The organism is Telluria sp. ZB4P37 (assembly GCF_059685855.1).
In genome coordinates this window covers 790,028-804,819 of sequence record NZ_JCASID010000001.1, presented here as the reverse complement: position 1 = coordinate 804,819, position 14,792 = coordinate 790,028, and the positions used below count along the sequence as shown (strand labels likewise).

Genomic DNA, 14,792 nt, shown 5'->3' with positions numbered 1-14,792 from the left:
CCGGTCCGCAAATGCGCGAGGCTTTGTACCCTACGGCCACGCGGAGGCGCCCTTCTATGCTGCATAGCAATATGAAAATAATTGGCCCGTGACGCCGTGCGAAGGGCGGTTCGCCGTATCATGCTTGCCGCAAGTCACCTTACAAAGGGGTAGCGTTTATGAGTCAGAGTAAGCCTCTGTCGCTGCATGTACCGGAGCCTACCGGCCGTCCGGGCTGCAAGACCGATTTTTCGTATCTCCAATTGAGTCCGGCCGGCGCCGTCCCGCGTCCGCCGGTCGATGTCGCGCCGATCGACACCAGCGGCATCGCCTCATCCCTGATCAGCGTGCTGGACGAAGCCGGCAATGCCGTCGGGCCGTGGGCGCCCGAGCCCGACCGCGAGCTGTTCCGCTTCGGCCTGCGCACGATGATGAAGACCCGCATTTTCGACGCGCGCATGGTGATCGCCCAGCGCCAGAAGAAAATGTCCTTCTATATGACCTCGCTCGGCGAGGAAGCCATCGGCACCGCCCAGGCGCTCGCGCTGCAGGACGGCGACATGCATTTCCCAACCTACCGCCAGCAAAGCCTGCTGTTCGCCAAGCAGGTGCCGCTGGTCGAGATGATCTGCCAGCTGCTGTCGAACGAGCGCGACCCGCTCAAGGGCCGCCAGCTGCCGGTGATGTATTCGGTACGCCGCGCCGGCTTCTTCACCATTTCCGGCAACCTCGCCACCCAGTACCCGCAAGCGGTCGGCTGGGCCATGGCCTCGGCCATCAAGGGCGACACAAAAATCGCCTCGGCCTGGATCGGCGACGGCGCCACCGCCGAATCCGATTTTTCCACCGCCCTCACCTTTGCCCACGTCTACCGCGCGCCGGTGATCCTGAACGTGGTCAACAACCAGTGGGCGATCTCGACCTTCCAGGCCATCGCCGGCGGCGAGAGCGTCACTTTTGCTACCCGCGGCATCGGCAGCGGCATCGCCTCGCTGCGCGTGGACGGCAACGACTTCCTGGCCGTGCTGAGCGCTTCGCGCTGGGCCGCCGAACGGGCGCGCAGCAACCTCGGGCCGGCCCTGATCGAATGGGTTACCTACCGCGCAGGTCCCCACTCGACCTCGGACGATCCGGGCCGCTACCGCCCGGCCGACGACGTCTCGCGCTTCCCGCTGGGCGACCCGATTCAACGCCTGCGCAAGCACCTGACGAATCTCGGCTGGTGGTCGGACGAAGAAAACGACGCCGTGCAGGCGGAGCTCGAAGCGGAAATCCTCGCGGCCCAGAAAGAAGCCGAAAGCTACGGCATCCTGGGCGACGAGCGCGCGCCGAGCGCCGCCACGATGTTCGAGGACGTATACAAAGAGATGCCGGAGCACCTGCGCCGGCAGCGCCAGGAACTGGGAGTATGACGATGGCACGCGACGATCAAAACAAAGACGTGGCCACCATGCCGATGACCATGATCCAGGCGCTGCGCTCGGCCATGGACGTCATGATGGAGCGCGACAATAACGTGGTGGTGTATGGCCAGGACGTCGGCTATTTCGGCGGCGTGTTCCGCGTCACCGACGGCCTGCAGGCCAAGTACGGCAAATCGCGCGTGTTCGATGCGCCGATTTCCGAAGGCGGCATCGTGGGCACGGCGGTCGGCATGGCCGCCTATGGCCTGCGCCCCGTGGTCGAAATCCAGTTCGCCGACTATTTCTATCCGGCGACCGACCAGATCGTGTCGGAAGCGGCGCGCCTGCGCTACCGCTCGGCCGGCGAATTCACGGCCTCGATGGTGATCCGCATGCCTTGCGGCGGCGGCATCTGGGGCGGCCAGACCCACAGCCAGAGTCCGGAAGCCTTCTTTACCCACGTCTGCGGGCTGCGCACGGTGATGCCGTCCAACCCCTACGACGCCAAGGGCCTGCTCATCGCCTCGATCGAGAACGACGATCCGGTGATCTTCCTGGAACCCAAGCGTTTATATAACGGCCCCTTCGACGGCCACCACGACCGTCCCGTCGTGCCCTGGTCGGGCCAGGCGCTGGGCAATGTGCCGACCGGGTATTACACGGTGGACCTGGACAAGGCCTCCATTGTCCGCCCGGGCAGCGACGTCACCGTGCTGGCCTACGGCACCATGGTCTGGGTCTCGGAAGCGGCCGCACGCGAGAGCGGCGTCGATGCCGAAGTGATCGACCTGCGCAGCATCTGGCCGCTCGATCTCGACACCATCGTGAAATCGGTGCAGAAGACCGGCCGCTGCGTGATCGTGCATGAAGCCACGAAAACCAGCGGCTTCGGCGCGGAACTGGCGGCGCTGGTGCAGGAACACTGCTTCTACCACCTGGAGGCGCCGATCGAGCGCGTCGCCGGCTGGGACACCCCTTACCCGCATGCGCAGGAATGGGCTTATTTCCCGGGGCCGGACCGCGTTGCGGCGGCCCTGAAACGCGCGATGGAGGGTCAATAGACATGGGCATTCACGTTATCAAGATGCCGGACCTGGGCGAAGGCATCGCGGAAGTCGAAGTCGTGGCCTGGCATGTCCAGCCGGGCGACACGGTCAAGGAAGACCAGGTGCTGGCCGACGTCATGACCGACAAGGCGACCGTCGAGATCCCCTCGCCGGTGGCGGGCACCATCACGAGCCTGGGCGGCGCGATCGGCCAGGCGATGGCGGTCGGCGCGGAGCTGATCCGCCTGGAAGTGGCAGGCGCCGGCAACTATTCTGGCGACAAGGCCAGGCAGGAACCGGTGCAGTCGGCGGCCTCGAAAGCGCCGGCCGAAGAGGTCGCCGAGCCCCAGCTGGCAGCGGTGGCGCAGGCCGAGGCGTGCGCGCCAGCTGCGCGCGCCCCGGCCCCGGCCGCGCCGCAGAAACCGCAGGCACGCGCGCATCAACAGGCCCCGGCCATGCGTGCAGAGGGCGACAAGCCGCATGCCGCGCCGGCCGTGCGCCAGCGCGCCTGGGACCTGGGCATCGAGCTGCAGTTCGTGCATGGCAGCGGCCCGGCCGGCCGCGTCACCCACGCCGACCTCGACGAGCATGTCGCCGGACGGCGCCAGGGTGGCCAGGGCGCCGGCAGCGACAACCGCTATGCACAGCTGCAGGGCGAGCACGCCACGCCGATCATCGGCCTGCGCCGCAAGATCGCCGAGAAGATGCAGGAGGCCAAGCGCCAGATCCCGCACTTCACCTATGTCGAAGAAATCGACGTCACCGAACTGGAACTGCTGCGAGCAGGGCTCAATGCGCGCTATGGCCCCGAGCGCGGCAAGCTCACCCTGCTGCCGCTCCTGATGCGCGCCGTGGTGCTGGCTATCCGTGCGTATCCGATGATGAATGCGCGCTACGATGACCAGAACAACCTGCTGACGCAGTACGACCCGGTCCACCTGGGCATCGCGACGCAAACCGAGGCCGGGCTGATGGTGCCGGTGGTGCGCCATGCCGAAGCACGCGACCCGTGGGCCAGTTCCGCGGAAGTGGCGCGCCTGGCCGATGCCGCGCGCAATGGCAAGGCCACGCGCGACGAGCTCACTGGCTCCACCATCACGATCACCAGCCTGGGTCCGTTGGGCGGCATCGTCACCACCCCGGTCATCAACCGTCCGGAAGTGGCGATCATCGGCACCAACCGCATCGTCGAGCGTCCGGTGATCCGCGACGGCGCCATGGTGGCGCGCAAGATGATGAACCTGTCGTCCTCGTTCGACCACCGCGTGATCGACGGCCAGGTGGCGGCGAAGTTCGTGCAGACGATTCGCGGCTATCTCGAAACCCCCGCCACCATCTTCGTGGAGTAAACAGATGGAGACACTCAATACCACCCTGCTCATCATCGGCGGCGGTCCGGGCGGCTACGTCGCCGGCATCAAGGCGGGCCAGCTCGGCGTGCAGACCATCCTGGTCGAAGGCGCGCAGCCGGGCGGCACCTGCCTGAATATCGGCTGCATCCCGTCCAAGGCCCTGATCCACGCGGCCGATGAATTCTGCAAGGCGCGCAGCTACGCGGCGGAGACTTCGCCGCTGGGCATCACGGGGTCGGACCCGCGCATCGACCTCGATCGCACCGTGGCCTGGAAGGACGGCATCGTCAAGAAGCTGACCGGCGGCGTCGGCGCCCTGCTCAAGAAAAACGGCGTGAAGCTGGTAAGCGGCTGGGCCACGATTTTGGACGGCAAGACGGTCGAAGTCACGCCGGATGGCAGCAGCGAAGCCACCGTGCGCATCCGCTGCGAGCACATGCTGCTGGCCAGCGGCTCGGTGCCGGTCGAGCTGCCCTTCATGCCTTTCGGCGGCGCGGTCATCTCGAGCACCGAAGCGCTCTCCCCAGGCGGCATTCCGCAGCGACTGGTCGTGGTCGGCGCCGGCTATATCGGCCTGGAGCTGGGCACGGCCTACCGCAAACTCGGTTCGCAAGTCACGGTCGTCGAAGCGGCGGACCGCATCCTGCCGGCTTACGATGCGGACCTCGTGAAACCGGTCGCGTCCGCGCTGGGGCGCCTGGGCGTCGAGCTGCGCCTGGCCACCTCGGTGCTGGGCATGGACGACAGCGATGGCCAAACGAGGGTGCGCATCCGCGATGCCTCCGGAGTCGAATCCTTGCTGGAGGCGGACCGCGTGCTGGTGGCGGTCGGGCGCAAGCCGCGTACCGTCGGCTGGGGCCTGGAAAACCTGATGCTCGACATGGACGGCCGGGCCATCAAGGTGGACAGCCAGTGCCGCACCTCGATGCGCAACGTGTGGGCGATCGGCGACCTTGCGGGCGAGCCGATGCTGGCGCACCGCGCGATGGCGCAGGGCGAGATGGTGGCCGAGATCGTGTCCGGCAAGCGCCGCGAGTTCTCCCCTGCTGCGATCCCGGCCGTGTGCTTCACCGACCCGGAAATCGTGGTGGTCGGGATGTCGCCGCCGGATGCGGACAAGGCCGGCATCGAGATCATCACCGCCAGCTTCCCGTTCAGTGCCAACGGACGCGCGATGACCATCGAAAGCACCGATGGCTTCGTGCGGGTGGTGGCAAGGAAGAGCGACCACCGCATCGTCGGCTGGCAGGCCGTCGGCGGCGCCGTGTCGGAACTGGCGGCGGGCTTCACCCAGTCGATCGAGCTGGGCGCCCAGCTGGAAGACATCGCCGGCACCATCCACGCCCACCCGACCCTGGGTGAAGCGGTGCAGGAAGCCGCCATGCGCGCGCTCGGCCACGCGCTGCACATCTGATCGTTCTATCGCTGCCGCCCGCCCGGGCGGCAGCGTTTCACCTTCCCCGCTCGCCCCTTTGCCTCCGAATACTACGAATTCGGAGCTTTCGCTTGTTGCCTTAATCCCGTATGCATAAATAGCTTAACGACCAAATAATATTGGCATGGGCACGTTTCATGCCGAATTTGCGAATTTCACAATCCCATGCAATAATCGCGGCCCTCGCGAATACTCGCAGAATAAAAATCACCAAGGAATTGAACATGTTCAAGAAAATCGCCGCTGCAGCCGCCCTCGTCATCGCTTCGTCGTCGGCCTTCGCCGCCCAGCCCGGCACCTTCTATGTCGGCGCCGATGTCGGCAAGACCAAGATCGACGACGCGTCGGGCCGCGCGACCAGCGCCGGCATCTTCGCCGGTTACACCTTCGTCCAGAACGTCGCGGTCGAAGCCGGCTACCGCCGCCTCGGCGAATACACCGTCAGCGCATTCGGCGTGACCGGTGACCTGGACGTCGACCAGGCTGCCGTGTCGGTCGTCGGCACCCTGCCGCTGAACGGCGGCTTCAGCCTGCTTGGCCGCCTTGGCTACAACTACCTGGAAGCCAAGGCCAATGTTCGTGGCTCGACCGCTACCGAATCGACCTCGGGAGCCGTGGTTGGCCTGGGCGTCGGCTACGCATTCACCCCGGCCGTGTCGGCACGCCTGGAAGTGCAAAAGCCAGCCAGCGACACCACCAACCTGAGCGTTGGCGTCGCCTTCCAGTTCTAAGCAGTCGTGTCGATGCGCTGCCCCGGGGCAGCGCCTGCGCAATGAGAAAGGCCCGGCCCGCACCGGGCCTTTTTTCATGCGGCCGAGAGTGCGGCCCGGGGACGGGGCGCGGTGGCCAGCACGGCGCCCAGCGTGAGCGCCGAATCGGCCACGGAGTCGATGTCGGGCAGGTAGCCGTCCTCGATCCAGCGCAGGGCGATGTGGATCACGCCGCCGACCACGCCGGCCTGCAGCAGCTCGTCGTGCGGGGCGCCGGGCGGCGCCACGATGCGGGCAACCTCGCGCCCGATGGTGCGCAGGGCCGCATCAAAGGCGAGGTCGACCGCGCGGCTGACGCCGCGGATCTCGACCAGGAACACGCGCGCCGATTGCGGTTCGCGCTGCAGGGCCGCGAAATAGGCATGCAGCATGGCGCGCGAGCGCGCGATCCGTCCGCGCCCGGCTTCTTCCGCGGCGCGCGTGATCTCCCCCAATACCGAATAGGTGACGGCGTTGAAGGAATCGATCAAGAGCGCCTCGCTGTTGGCGAAGGATTCGTAAAAATAGCGTTCGGTCAGGCCGGCCTGCTCGCAGACCGCCTTGACGGTGGCCTGGTGGTAGCCGCGCTCGCCATAGACGGCAAGCGCGGCGGCCACCAGGCGCGCGCGGCGTTCGGCGCGCCGTTCGTCCTGCGACAGTCCCCGGTAGGAGCGCGTGGTGGTAAGCTCAGCTTTCATACCGACATTCTACACAGAAACATGTCATTGATATTGTGACAATGTACAGTGTCAGTATTCGACCGATGACAACCGGAACGCCAGCGCATCTGCGTGGTGCCCGACGGCGACCTGTTCAGGGCGATCCGCGCGGTGCGCGCCTCAGTTGTCACCGACCACATCGCGCGCTTCACCGGGCGCGGCATCCTGCTGCAATCGGGGCGGGAGCTGGAAGCCGACCTGGCGATCATGGCCACGGGTTTGCGCCTCGAGCTGTCCGGCGGCGCCGCGCTCACGGTGGATGGCCGCGCAGGCAGGCTGGGTCCGCCGGCTGCAGCGCCACCTGGAGGCGCACGGGCAGGCGGTCGCGGTGGCGCCGCGCGACCCGGGCATGGCCCCGGCCCCCTTCCCCGATTTCACCTCGGGCTATGTCGAACGCGCGCCCACCTGCTGCCGATGCAGGGCGCGCGCTAGCCCTGGCGGGTCTACCAGAACTACCCGTGCGACCTCCTGAGCATCCGTTGCAGCCGCATCGACGACGGCGACCTCCGGCTTACCCCGAAAGGAAACCAGGCATGTACCCAGGATGCGACAATCGCGGCGAAAGCGAGCGGCGGGACGATGACCACGGCATCCATCTTCGTGTAGTGGCCCGCCACAGCAAATCGCGCTTCGTGCCGCGTACACTGAAGAAAGAGGACACGCCGCTCACCGGGTGATATCGGGACGCGGCAAAGCGCCGGGGTGCATGCGCACACCCGGCGCCGGCGCGCCCTGGCGCGCCTATGGTGGTGCTTCGATCAGCGTCCGCCGGCGGGTCCCTTGTCCTTGCGTCCGGCGCCGCCCGGCTGGCCCGGCTGCTCCTGCTGGCCCGACTGGCGGTTGCCGGCCCCGCTGCCGGAACGGCTGGCGATGCCTTCCATCCCGGTCTGGATCTCGCCGCTGAAACTGCCGCCGGCGAAGCCCTGATCGGCTTCCTGTTCGGCCGTGTCGCCGGCGAGCAGGTCATCGGTGCGGCTGTCGCGCTGCTCCGAGCCCTGTTGCTCGAGCTTGCCCGCATCGCCCGTGCCGCCGGCACCCATGCTGCCGGCGCTGCTGGTGCCGTTCTTGGTGACCTGGTCGTAGTTGCGCCCTTTGGCGTCCTTGCCATCGCTTTGCATCGACATACTGTAGCCTCCCTGGATTGGATTCAGGAGGCCATGATAGCCCCGCGCGCGGCGCGCACGCATAGGCGCCGGCCCGTTCCGCCTGTAGGATCAGGCCGCCCAGGAAGGCGCAATGGAGGCCTGCGTCTGCCCAGCGCATGCAGCATGCCTCGCAGGTCGTAGAGGGCGCCGCCGGGCATCTTCCACACGAAGCGGGCACAGCGCCACGGCTTATTAATTTCACAATGTACAATCCGGTATCTGTTCAAGGACTTCCCAGGATTGCCCATGACTTCCGACCTCCGCGCCCTGGTCGTCTTTGCCGACCCGTCGCTGCACCGCTCGCGCATCAGCCGCCGCGTCGTCGACGCCGTCACCGGTCTGCCCGGCGTGATGGTGCAGGACCTGTACCAGCTCTATCCCGATTTCTACATCGACGTTCGGCGCCAGCGCGAGCTGGTCAAGGCCGCGCCGCTGGTGGTGTTCATGTTCCAGTTCAGCTGGTATGCGATGCCGGCGCTCCTGAAGGAATGGTTCGATACCGTCTTCAAGCCCGAGTGGGCGCTCGACCAGCCCGGGCCGCTGGCAGGCAAGGCCGCCTGGGCGGCGGTGGCGGCAAGCGGCGCTTCAAGCGACTACCGCCCAGGCGGCACGCATGGCCGGCCGCTGCTCGATTTTCTGGCGCCGCTGGAGCAGGCCACGCGCAGTTGCGGCATGCGCTGGTTCGAGCCGCACGTGTTCTACGGCGCAGATTCGTACGACCCGGAAGCCGCCACCCGCCACGCCGCGCAACTGCATGCGCAGCTGGCGCTTCACGCCGGCATCGGCACGGAAGATATCGCCGCCGGAGGCGCGCATGGAGCATAGCCTCTTGATCAACGCCTTCGTCTACCTGGCTGCCGCCGTAATCGCGGTGCCGCTCGCCAAGCGCCTGGGCCTGGGTGCGGTGCTCGGTTACCTGCTGGCCGGGATCGCCATCGGTCCGTGGGGCCTGGCCCTGATCCGCGAAGTCGAGACCATCCTGCACTTCTCGGAATTCGGCGTCGTGCTGCTGCTGTTCGTGATCGGCCTTGAGCTCGAGCCGACCCGCCTGTGGGCGCTGCGCCGCTCGATCTTCGGCTGGGGCACGGCGCAGGTGCTGGGCGTGACCGCCCTGCTGTTGCTGGCGGCCGTGCTGGTGGGATTCGGCTGGAAGGCGGCGCTGATTGCCGCGCTCGGGCTGTCGCTGTCGTCCACCGCGATTGCGCTGACCACGATGCAGGAACGGAACCTGATTCCCACCCCGGCCGGCCAGGCCGGCTTTTCGATCCTGCTGTTCCAGGACATCGCGGCAATCCCGATGATCGCCCTGGTCCCGGTGCTGGGCGTGCCCGATTCGCATCCCGACGCCGGCTGGGTGGGCGTGCTCAAGGCGGTGGCCGTGATCGGCGGCCTGGTCGTCGCGGGACGCTACCTGGTGCGCCCGCTGCTGCGCTTCATCGCCCGCACCGGCATGCGCGAAATCTTCACCGCGTTCGCCCTGCTCCTGATCATCTCGATCTCCCTGCTCATGGCCTCGGTGGGCATGTCGATGGCGCTGGGGGCCTTCATGGCCGGCGTGCTGCTGGCCGATTCCGAGTACCGACACGCGCTGGAAACCGACCTCGAACCCTTCAAGGGCCTGCTGCTCGGCTTGTTTTTCATCGCGGTGGGCATGTCGGTCGACTTCGGGGTGTTCCTGGCCCGGCCCCTCTTGATCCTGCTGGCGGCGCTGGCCTTCCTCGCCGTCAAGCTGTTCGTGCTGTGGGCCTTGGCGGCCCGCTTCGGCATGACCGGGCGCCAGCGGGTGCTGTTCGCCTTCCTGCTGTCGCAGGGCGGCGAATTCGCCTTCGTGGTGTTCGGCGCAGCCGCCACCGCCCGCGTGTTCGACGAGCAGACCGCCTCGATGCTGGTGGTTATCGTGGCACTGTCGATGATGGCCACGCCGCTGCTGCTCATTCTCTACGACCGGGTGCTCGAGCCGCGCTGGCAGCGCCGTCACAAGCGCCTGGACGACGCCATCGACGCCAACCAGGGCCACGTGATCATCGCCGGCTTCGGGCGCTTCGGCCAGATCGTCGGCCGCCTGCTGCACGCCAACCAGGTGCCGCTGACCATGCTGGATCACGACCCGGACCAGATCGACACGCTGCGCGAATTCGGCTTCAAGGTGTTCTATGGCGACGCCACCCGCACCGACCTGCTGCACGCCGCCGGTGCCGCGCACGCGCGGGCATTGGTGCTGTCGGTGAACGGCATCGAGGACAGCCTCAAGCTGGCTGGCGCGGTGCGCGCGGAATTCCCCGACCTGCCGATCCTTGCGCGCGCGCGCAACATTACCCACTACTATCAGCTGATGGACCTGGGCGTGACGATCGTGGAGCGCGAAACCTTCGAGTCGGCCCTGATGCTGGGCCGGCGCGTGATGGAAGAACTGGGTTTCGGCGCCTATTTCGCGCGCCAGGCCGCAATGCGCTTCCGGGAGCACAACATCAAGAGCGTGCTCGAGGTCTACCCCTACTACCAGGACCGCGAACAATATGTCTCGATGGCGCGGCGCGCGCGCGAAGAGCTGCATGCGATGTTCGAGCGCGACTTCGTGGCCATGAAGCGCGACCGCGACGAAGAACGCGATCAGTAGCGGCGCTTGTGCCCGATCCGTCAGCGCGTCGAGGAAAGCTCGGCCAGGGCGCCGTGCGGCGCGGCGGCCATGACCCGGTTGCGCCCGCCCCGCTTGGCCCGGTAGAGCTGGGCGTCGGCCAGGGCGATCAGCTCCTGGACGTCGAGCGCGCCTGCCTCGTTCATCGCCACCCCGACGCTGACCGTGCAGCCACCGGGCAGCCCGGGGAGCGCCGCGGTCCGCGCGGCAAACCGCTGGCGGACCGTTTCCGCCAGGTCGATCAGGGAACGCGGCGTGCAGGCCTCGGCGACCAGGCAGAACTCTTCCCCGCCCCAGCGCGAGGCCGTTGCATGCGCGTCGTCCAGGCCGAGCAGCACCGCGCCCATGGCGGCAAGCACCTGGTCACCGGTGTCGTGCCCGTGGGTGTCGTTGACCTTCTTGAACTCGTCGACGTCGAGCAGCAGGACCCCGACCGGCCCGCGCTCCCCGGCCTGCCGGGCGAGCAGGCGGTCGAAGGTGCGCCGGATGCCGCGCCGGTTCAGCAAGCCTGTCAGCAGGTCGTGATCGGCCGCGGCGCGCACTTCCGACACCAGCCGCAGCATGATCAGGAGCATCAGCATCGAATTGCCGATTACGGCGCTGAGCAGGACGCCGGCCCAGCTGATGATATTGGCGATCGGGAGCTGGGGCGCGCCGTAATCGAAGTTCAGCGAACTGGTGGCCACCAGAGCGCCCTGTGCCAGCGCGGTCAGGCCCTGCAGCAGGGCCACGGCGCTGGCGACGTAGAAGGCCTTGCGCGAAAATAGGTCCGGATAGCGGAACATGATCCAGGCCGTGCCCAGGTTGAACACGGCCTGGTAGGCGCACAGCGTGCCGATGCGCCAGGCCGTATGCGGATACACGAAGGTGAACGCCACCGTCAGCACGGTCGCGACCGCGCCCGCCACCGGCAACAGCAGCCTGCTGTGGGAATGCCTGCAGAAATCCAGGGTCCCGGTCAGCATGTAGGCATGGCCGATGCCGAACGGGATGTTAAAGAACAGCGAGGCCCAGCGCCAGTCGTCGATCAGGCGCGGCCCGTCGATCACGGTCGCGAAACCGAAGGCCAGGCAGCCGACCGCCCAGTAGCGCACGCCGGCAATCTGGCGCGCGAGCGCGCCGAGCGCGAAGAACATCGCGCTGGCGGCCAACGATACCAGGCCCAGTACCGTCGTCAAGGTTGGCTCGTCGATCGTCATTGCCGCGTGTGCCGAAAAATGTCAGCTACTCCATGTCTACCAGACTAGACCTAGTATGCGACAGGCGCGTATTTGGCCCCGCCACCTTGGCAAAAGACTACCGTGGGGCCGCCGGCCGCCAGACGCAGCCCAAAAAACAGCCTGCCGGGTGTCGTAAATCCGCCAAGCCGCGACTGTTTCCATCCAGGAATTGTTATACTTGGACACGCGGCCTTGTCACAAACGCGCTCCCATTCACCCCATGGCGGCCCGCGCCGCCCACATGGCATTACCGTGAAATCCACCGACCCCCTGCCGGACGCTCTTGCACTGCTCGCCGCCGAGAACTCCGCGCTGATCGACAACGCCCTTGACCTGCTGGTCGTGCTCGATGCCGGCGGCCGTATCCTGCGCGCCAATGCCGCCTCGCGCGCCCTGCTCGGTTTCGCGCCGGACGAACTGGTCGGGCGGCACTATAACGAGTTCGTTCATCCGGACCAGCACGCCGAGGCGCTTGGCCTCGAGGCCGGCCTGCAGAACGTGCATCCGGAACAGATGGACATCCCGCTGCGCATGCGCCGCAAGGACGGCGGCGTGGTGCTGATGTCGCTGTCGGCGCGCTGGTCCGATGCGCACCGGCGCATGTTCCTGACGGCGCGCGACATCACCGAGCAGCAGCACGCGCGCGAAGCGCTGCAGCGCTCGGAGGCGGCGCTGGGCAGCATGCTGGAGAGTATCGGCGACGCTTTCTTCGCCGTCGACAGCGAGTGGCGCGTCACCTATGCCAACCGCAAGGCGGGCGACTTCGTGGGGGTCGACCCAGGCACGGCTATCGGGCGGCAGCTGCTCGAGGTCGCGCCCGACCTGCAGCAGTCGAAGGTCCTGCCCCGTTACGTGCATGCGATGGAAACCCGCCAGCGCGACACCTTCGAAGTGTTCTGGGAGCCGCACGCGCTGTGGATCGAAGTGCGGGTCTACCCGAACGACGATGGCATTTCGGTCTATTTCCATGGCATCGCCGCCAAGCGCCAGGCCGAGCAGGCCCTGCGCAAGAGCGAGCAGCGCTTCCGCAACCTGTTCAACCAGGCCGGCGACAGCATCATGATCGTCGATGCCGCCCTGCGCATCGTCTCGGTGAACGACCAGGCCTGCGCGCGCTTCGGCTATGCGCGCGACGAATTCCTCGGCCGCCAGGTCACCGAGGTGAACTTCGGCATGCCCGGCGCTCAAGCGGTGCTGGCCGGTCTGCGCGCCGGGCAGGCCCAGCTCCTGCGCATGGATAAACGCTGCAAGGACGGCAGCAGCTTCCCGGCCGAAGTCCAGATCTCGCGCTTCGACGACGAAGGCGAGGAATTCTTCCTGGCCGTGATCCGCGACCTCAGCGACCGCGAACATGCCGAGCGCCAGCTGTGCGAGAGCGAGCAGCGCTTCCGTGAAGTGATCGAGATGACCCCGGCCGGCTACCTGGTGGCCGATCCAGACGGCGCGCTGCGCGACGTGAATCCGGCCCTGTGCGCCATGTCCGGCTATCCGCGCGAGATGCTGCTGGCGCTGCGCCTGGCCGACCTGTTCGTGTCCTTCCCGCTGGCGACCCTGGACGGCGGCACGCCGGCTGCGGTACAGGGCCTGGAAGCGGTGCTGCGCCACCGCAACGGCTACCACATCCATGTCCTGTTCAACGGCAGCATCAAGCGCGACGACGCCGGCAATGCCCTGGCGCTGACCGGCCTGATGACCGACATCACCGGGCGCAAGGCGTTCGAAACCCGCCTGCAGCAGCTGGCGACCCACGACACCCTCACCGGGCTGCCCAACCGCGCCCTGCTGGGCGAGCGCGTGCAGCAGATGCTCGACGCCTGCGCCTACGGCGGCGCGGTGGCCGTGATGTTCCTCGACCTCGACCGCTTCAAGGAAGTCAACGACTCCTTCGGCCACGAGATGGGCGACGTGCTGCTGTGCGAAGTGGCCGCGCGCCTGCGCCGCGTGATTCGACCGAGCGACATCATCGCGCGCCTGGGCGGCGACGAATTCGTGGTGGCCGCGTATTGCGCCACCGGCCAGGCGGGGGCCGCGCGCATCGCCGACAAGCTGCTCGGCGTGCTCACCGCACCGGTGACGGTCGCCGGGATCGACGTGATCGTCGGCGCCTCGATCGGCATCAGCATGTTCCCGCAAGATGCGCAAACCCGCGAGATGCTGTTCCAGACCGCCGACACCGCGATGTACCGCGCCAAGAGCTCGGGCCGCAACCGCTACCGCTTCTTCGAACCGGAGATGACGGTGGCGACCCAGATGCGCATGGCGCTGGAAGTGTCGCTGCGACCGGCGCTGGCGCGCGGCGAATTCGAGCTGCACTACCAGCCGCGCATCGCGCTGGCCGGCATGGAACTGGTGGGCATGGAAGCCCTGATCCGCTGGAACCACCCGGAGCGCGGCCGCGTCCCGCCGCAGCAGTTCATCGCGATCGCCGAGGAGACCGGCCTGATCGTCGACATCGGCCGCTGGGTGCTGTTTGAGGCCTGCACCCAGACGCGCCGCCTGATGGACGAATACCGGCGTCCGGTCGCGGTATCGGTCAACGTGTCGGCGCGCCAGCTGGCCCAGCCGGCCTTCGTGGACGAAGTGCGCACCGTGCTGGCGCGCACCGGCCTGCCGCCCGATTGCCTGGAACTGGAGCTGACCGAGAGCGCGCTGATCGAAGACATCGAGCACACCGCGAAGATGCTGCGCGAGCTCAAACGCCTGGGCATCAGCCTGGCGGTCGACGACTTCGGCACCGGCTTCTCGAGCCTGGCCTACCTGCGGCGCTTCCCGATCGACGTGCTCAAGCTCGACCGCTCCTTCGTGATGCAGCACGACGAAGACGTTTCGAGCTTCGACTTCATCAAGGCCTTCGTGGACATGGCGCATGCGCTGAACATGGCGGTGGTGGCCGAGGGGGTGGAAACCGTCGAGGTGCTGGACCTGCTGCGCGCGGCGCGCTGCGACCAGGCGCAAGGGTATTACCTGGCGCGGCCAATGCCGCTGGGCGAACTGCGCGCCGTCATCGAAGCGAGCGGCGCACAAAGCGCGCTGGCGCGCTGAATCGTTGTAACACGGCAGCGCTCGGACGTTGTTGTTGCTCTGCAATTTCGAAGTTGTAGCATCGACA

At 67.2% G+C, this 14,792-nt stretch carries 13 protein-coding genes; 10 read left to right on the top strand and 3 right to left on the bottom strand.

The features are described from left to right. The first annotated feature begins 158 nt into the window (after window positions 1–158). The 5 genes from AC56K1_RS03800 (at window position 159) to AC56K1_RS03780 (ending at window position 5,946) form a co-directional block, all read left to right on the top strand. Window positions 159–1,391 carry a 3-methyl-2-oxobutanoate dehydrogenase (2-methylpropanoyl-transferring) subunit alpha gene (locus tag AC56K1_RS03800; RefSeq protein ID WP_497156499.1) on the top strand — a complete coding sequence of 411 codons (1,233 nt, stop codon included), beginning with the start codon at window positions 159–161 and terminating at the stop codon, window positions 1,389–1,391. A 38-nt stretch (window positions 1,392–1,429) separates the two neighbouring features. Then, window positions 1,430–2,443, top strand: a complete 1,014-nt coding sequence (locus AC56K1_RS03795; RefSeq protein ID WP_497156635.1) for an alpha-ketoacid dehydrogenase subunit beta — start codon at window positions 1,430–1,432, stop codon at window positions 2,441–2,443. A gap of 2 nt (window positions 2,444–2,445) precedes the next feature. Continuing rightward, complete coding sequence (locus AC56K1_RS03790) at window positions 2,446–3,777, top strand: dihydrolipoamide acetyltransferase family protein (protein WP_497156498.1); 1,332 nt, start codon at window positions 2,446–2,448, stop codon at window positions 3,775–3,777. Between the two features lie 4 nt (window positions 3,778–3,781). Beyond that, window positions 3,782–5,194: a dihydrolipoyl dehydrogenase gene (gene lpdA / locus AC56K1_RS03785; RefSeq protein ID WP_497156497.1), complete on the top strand. Its 1,413-nt coding sequence runs from the start codon at window positions 3,782–3,784 to the stop codon at window positions 5,192–5,194. A 245-nt stretch (window positions 5,195–5,439) separates the two neighbouring features. Then, the gene (locus AC56K1_RS03780) at window positions 5,440–5,946 is read left to right on the top strand and encodes an outer membrane beta-barrel protein (protein WP_497156496.1); all 507 of its coding nucleotides are present in this window, start codon (window positions 5,440–5,442) and stop codon (window positions 5,944–5,946) included. Window positions 5,947–6,020: 74 nt separating this feature from the next. Here AC56K1_RS03780 and AC56K1_RS03775 read toward each other — a convergent pair whose 3' ends face one another. Continuing rightward, on the bottom strand, window positions 6,021–6,662 hold the full coding sequence (locus tag AC56K1_RS03775) for a TetR/AcrR family transcriptional regulator (RefSeq protein ID WP_497156495.1): 642 nt from the start codon (window positions 6,660–6,662) through the stop codon (window positions 6,021–6,023). Window positions 6,663–6,794: 132 nt separating this feature from the next. On the opposite strand from AC56K1_RS03775, the gene AC56K1_RS03770 reads away from it, so the two are divergent. Next, window positions 6,795–7,115, top strand: a complete 321-nt coding sequence (locus AC56K1_RS03770; protein WP_497156494.1) for a hypothetical protein — start codon at window positions 6,795–6,797, stop codon at window positions 7,113–7,115. 101 nt (window positions 7,116–7,216) lie between these two features. Beyond that, the gene (locus AC56K1_RS03765; RefSeq protein WP_497156493.1) at window positions 7,217–7,360 is read left to right on the top strand and encodes a hypothetical protein; all 144 of its coding nucleotides are present in this window, start codon (window positions 7,217–7,219) and stop codon (window positions 7,358–7,360) included. Between the two features lie 81 nt (window positions 7,361–7,441). On the opposite strand, the gene AC56K1_RS03760 is transcribed toward AC56K1_RS03765, so the two are convergent. Beyond that, window positions 7,442–7,807: a hypothetical protein gene (locus tag AC56K1_RS03760; RefSeq protein WP_497156492.1), complete on the bottom strand. Its 366-nt coding sequence runs from the start codon at window positions 7,805–7,807 to the stop codon at window positions 7,442–7,444. 267 nt (window positions 7,808–8,074) lie between these two features. Here AC56K1_RS03760 and AC56K1_RS03755 point away from each other — a divergent pair, with 267 nt between their 5' ends. Continuing rightward, window positions 8,075–8,653 carry an NAD(P)H-dependent oxidoreductase gene (locus AC56K1_RS03755; protein WP_497156491.1) on the top strand — a complete coding sequence of 193 codons (579 nt, stop codon included), beginning with the start codon at window positions 8,075–8,077 and terminating at the stop codon, window positions 8,651–8,653. Beyond that, a complete protein-coding gene (gene kefC / locus AC56K1_RS03750) occupies window positions 8,643–10,445 on the top strand; it encodes a glutathione-regulated potassium-efflux system protein KefC (protein WP_497156490.1) in 1,803 nt (600 codons plus the stop codon). Before AC56K1_RS03755 ends, kefC begins: the two co-directional genes overlap by 11 nt. 20 nt (window positions 10,446–10,465) lie before the next feature. Here the strand turns inward: kefC and AC56K1_RS03745 are convergent, their stop codons facing one another. Beyond that, complete coding sequence (locus tag AC56K1_RS03745) at window positions 10,466–11,662, bottom strand: GGDEF domain-containing protein (RefSeq protein WP_497156489.1); 1,197 nt, start codon at window positions 11,660–11,662, stop codon at window positions 10,466–10,468. Between the two features lie 273 nt (window positions 11,663–11,935). On the opposite strand from AC56K1_RS03745, the gene AC56K1_RS03740 reads away from it, so the two are divergent. After that, window positions 11,936–14,725, top strand: coding sequence for a sensor domain-containing protein (locus AC56K1_RS03740; protein ID WP_497156488.1), 2,790 nt, complete (start codon window positions 11,936–11,938; stop codon window positions 14,723–14,725). The last annotated feature ends 67 nt before the right edge of the window (window positions 14,726–14,792 follow it).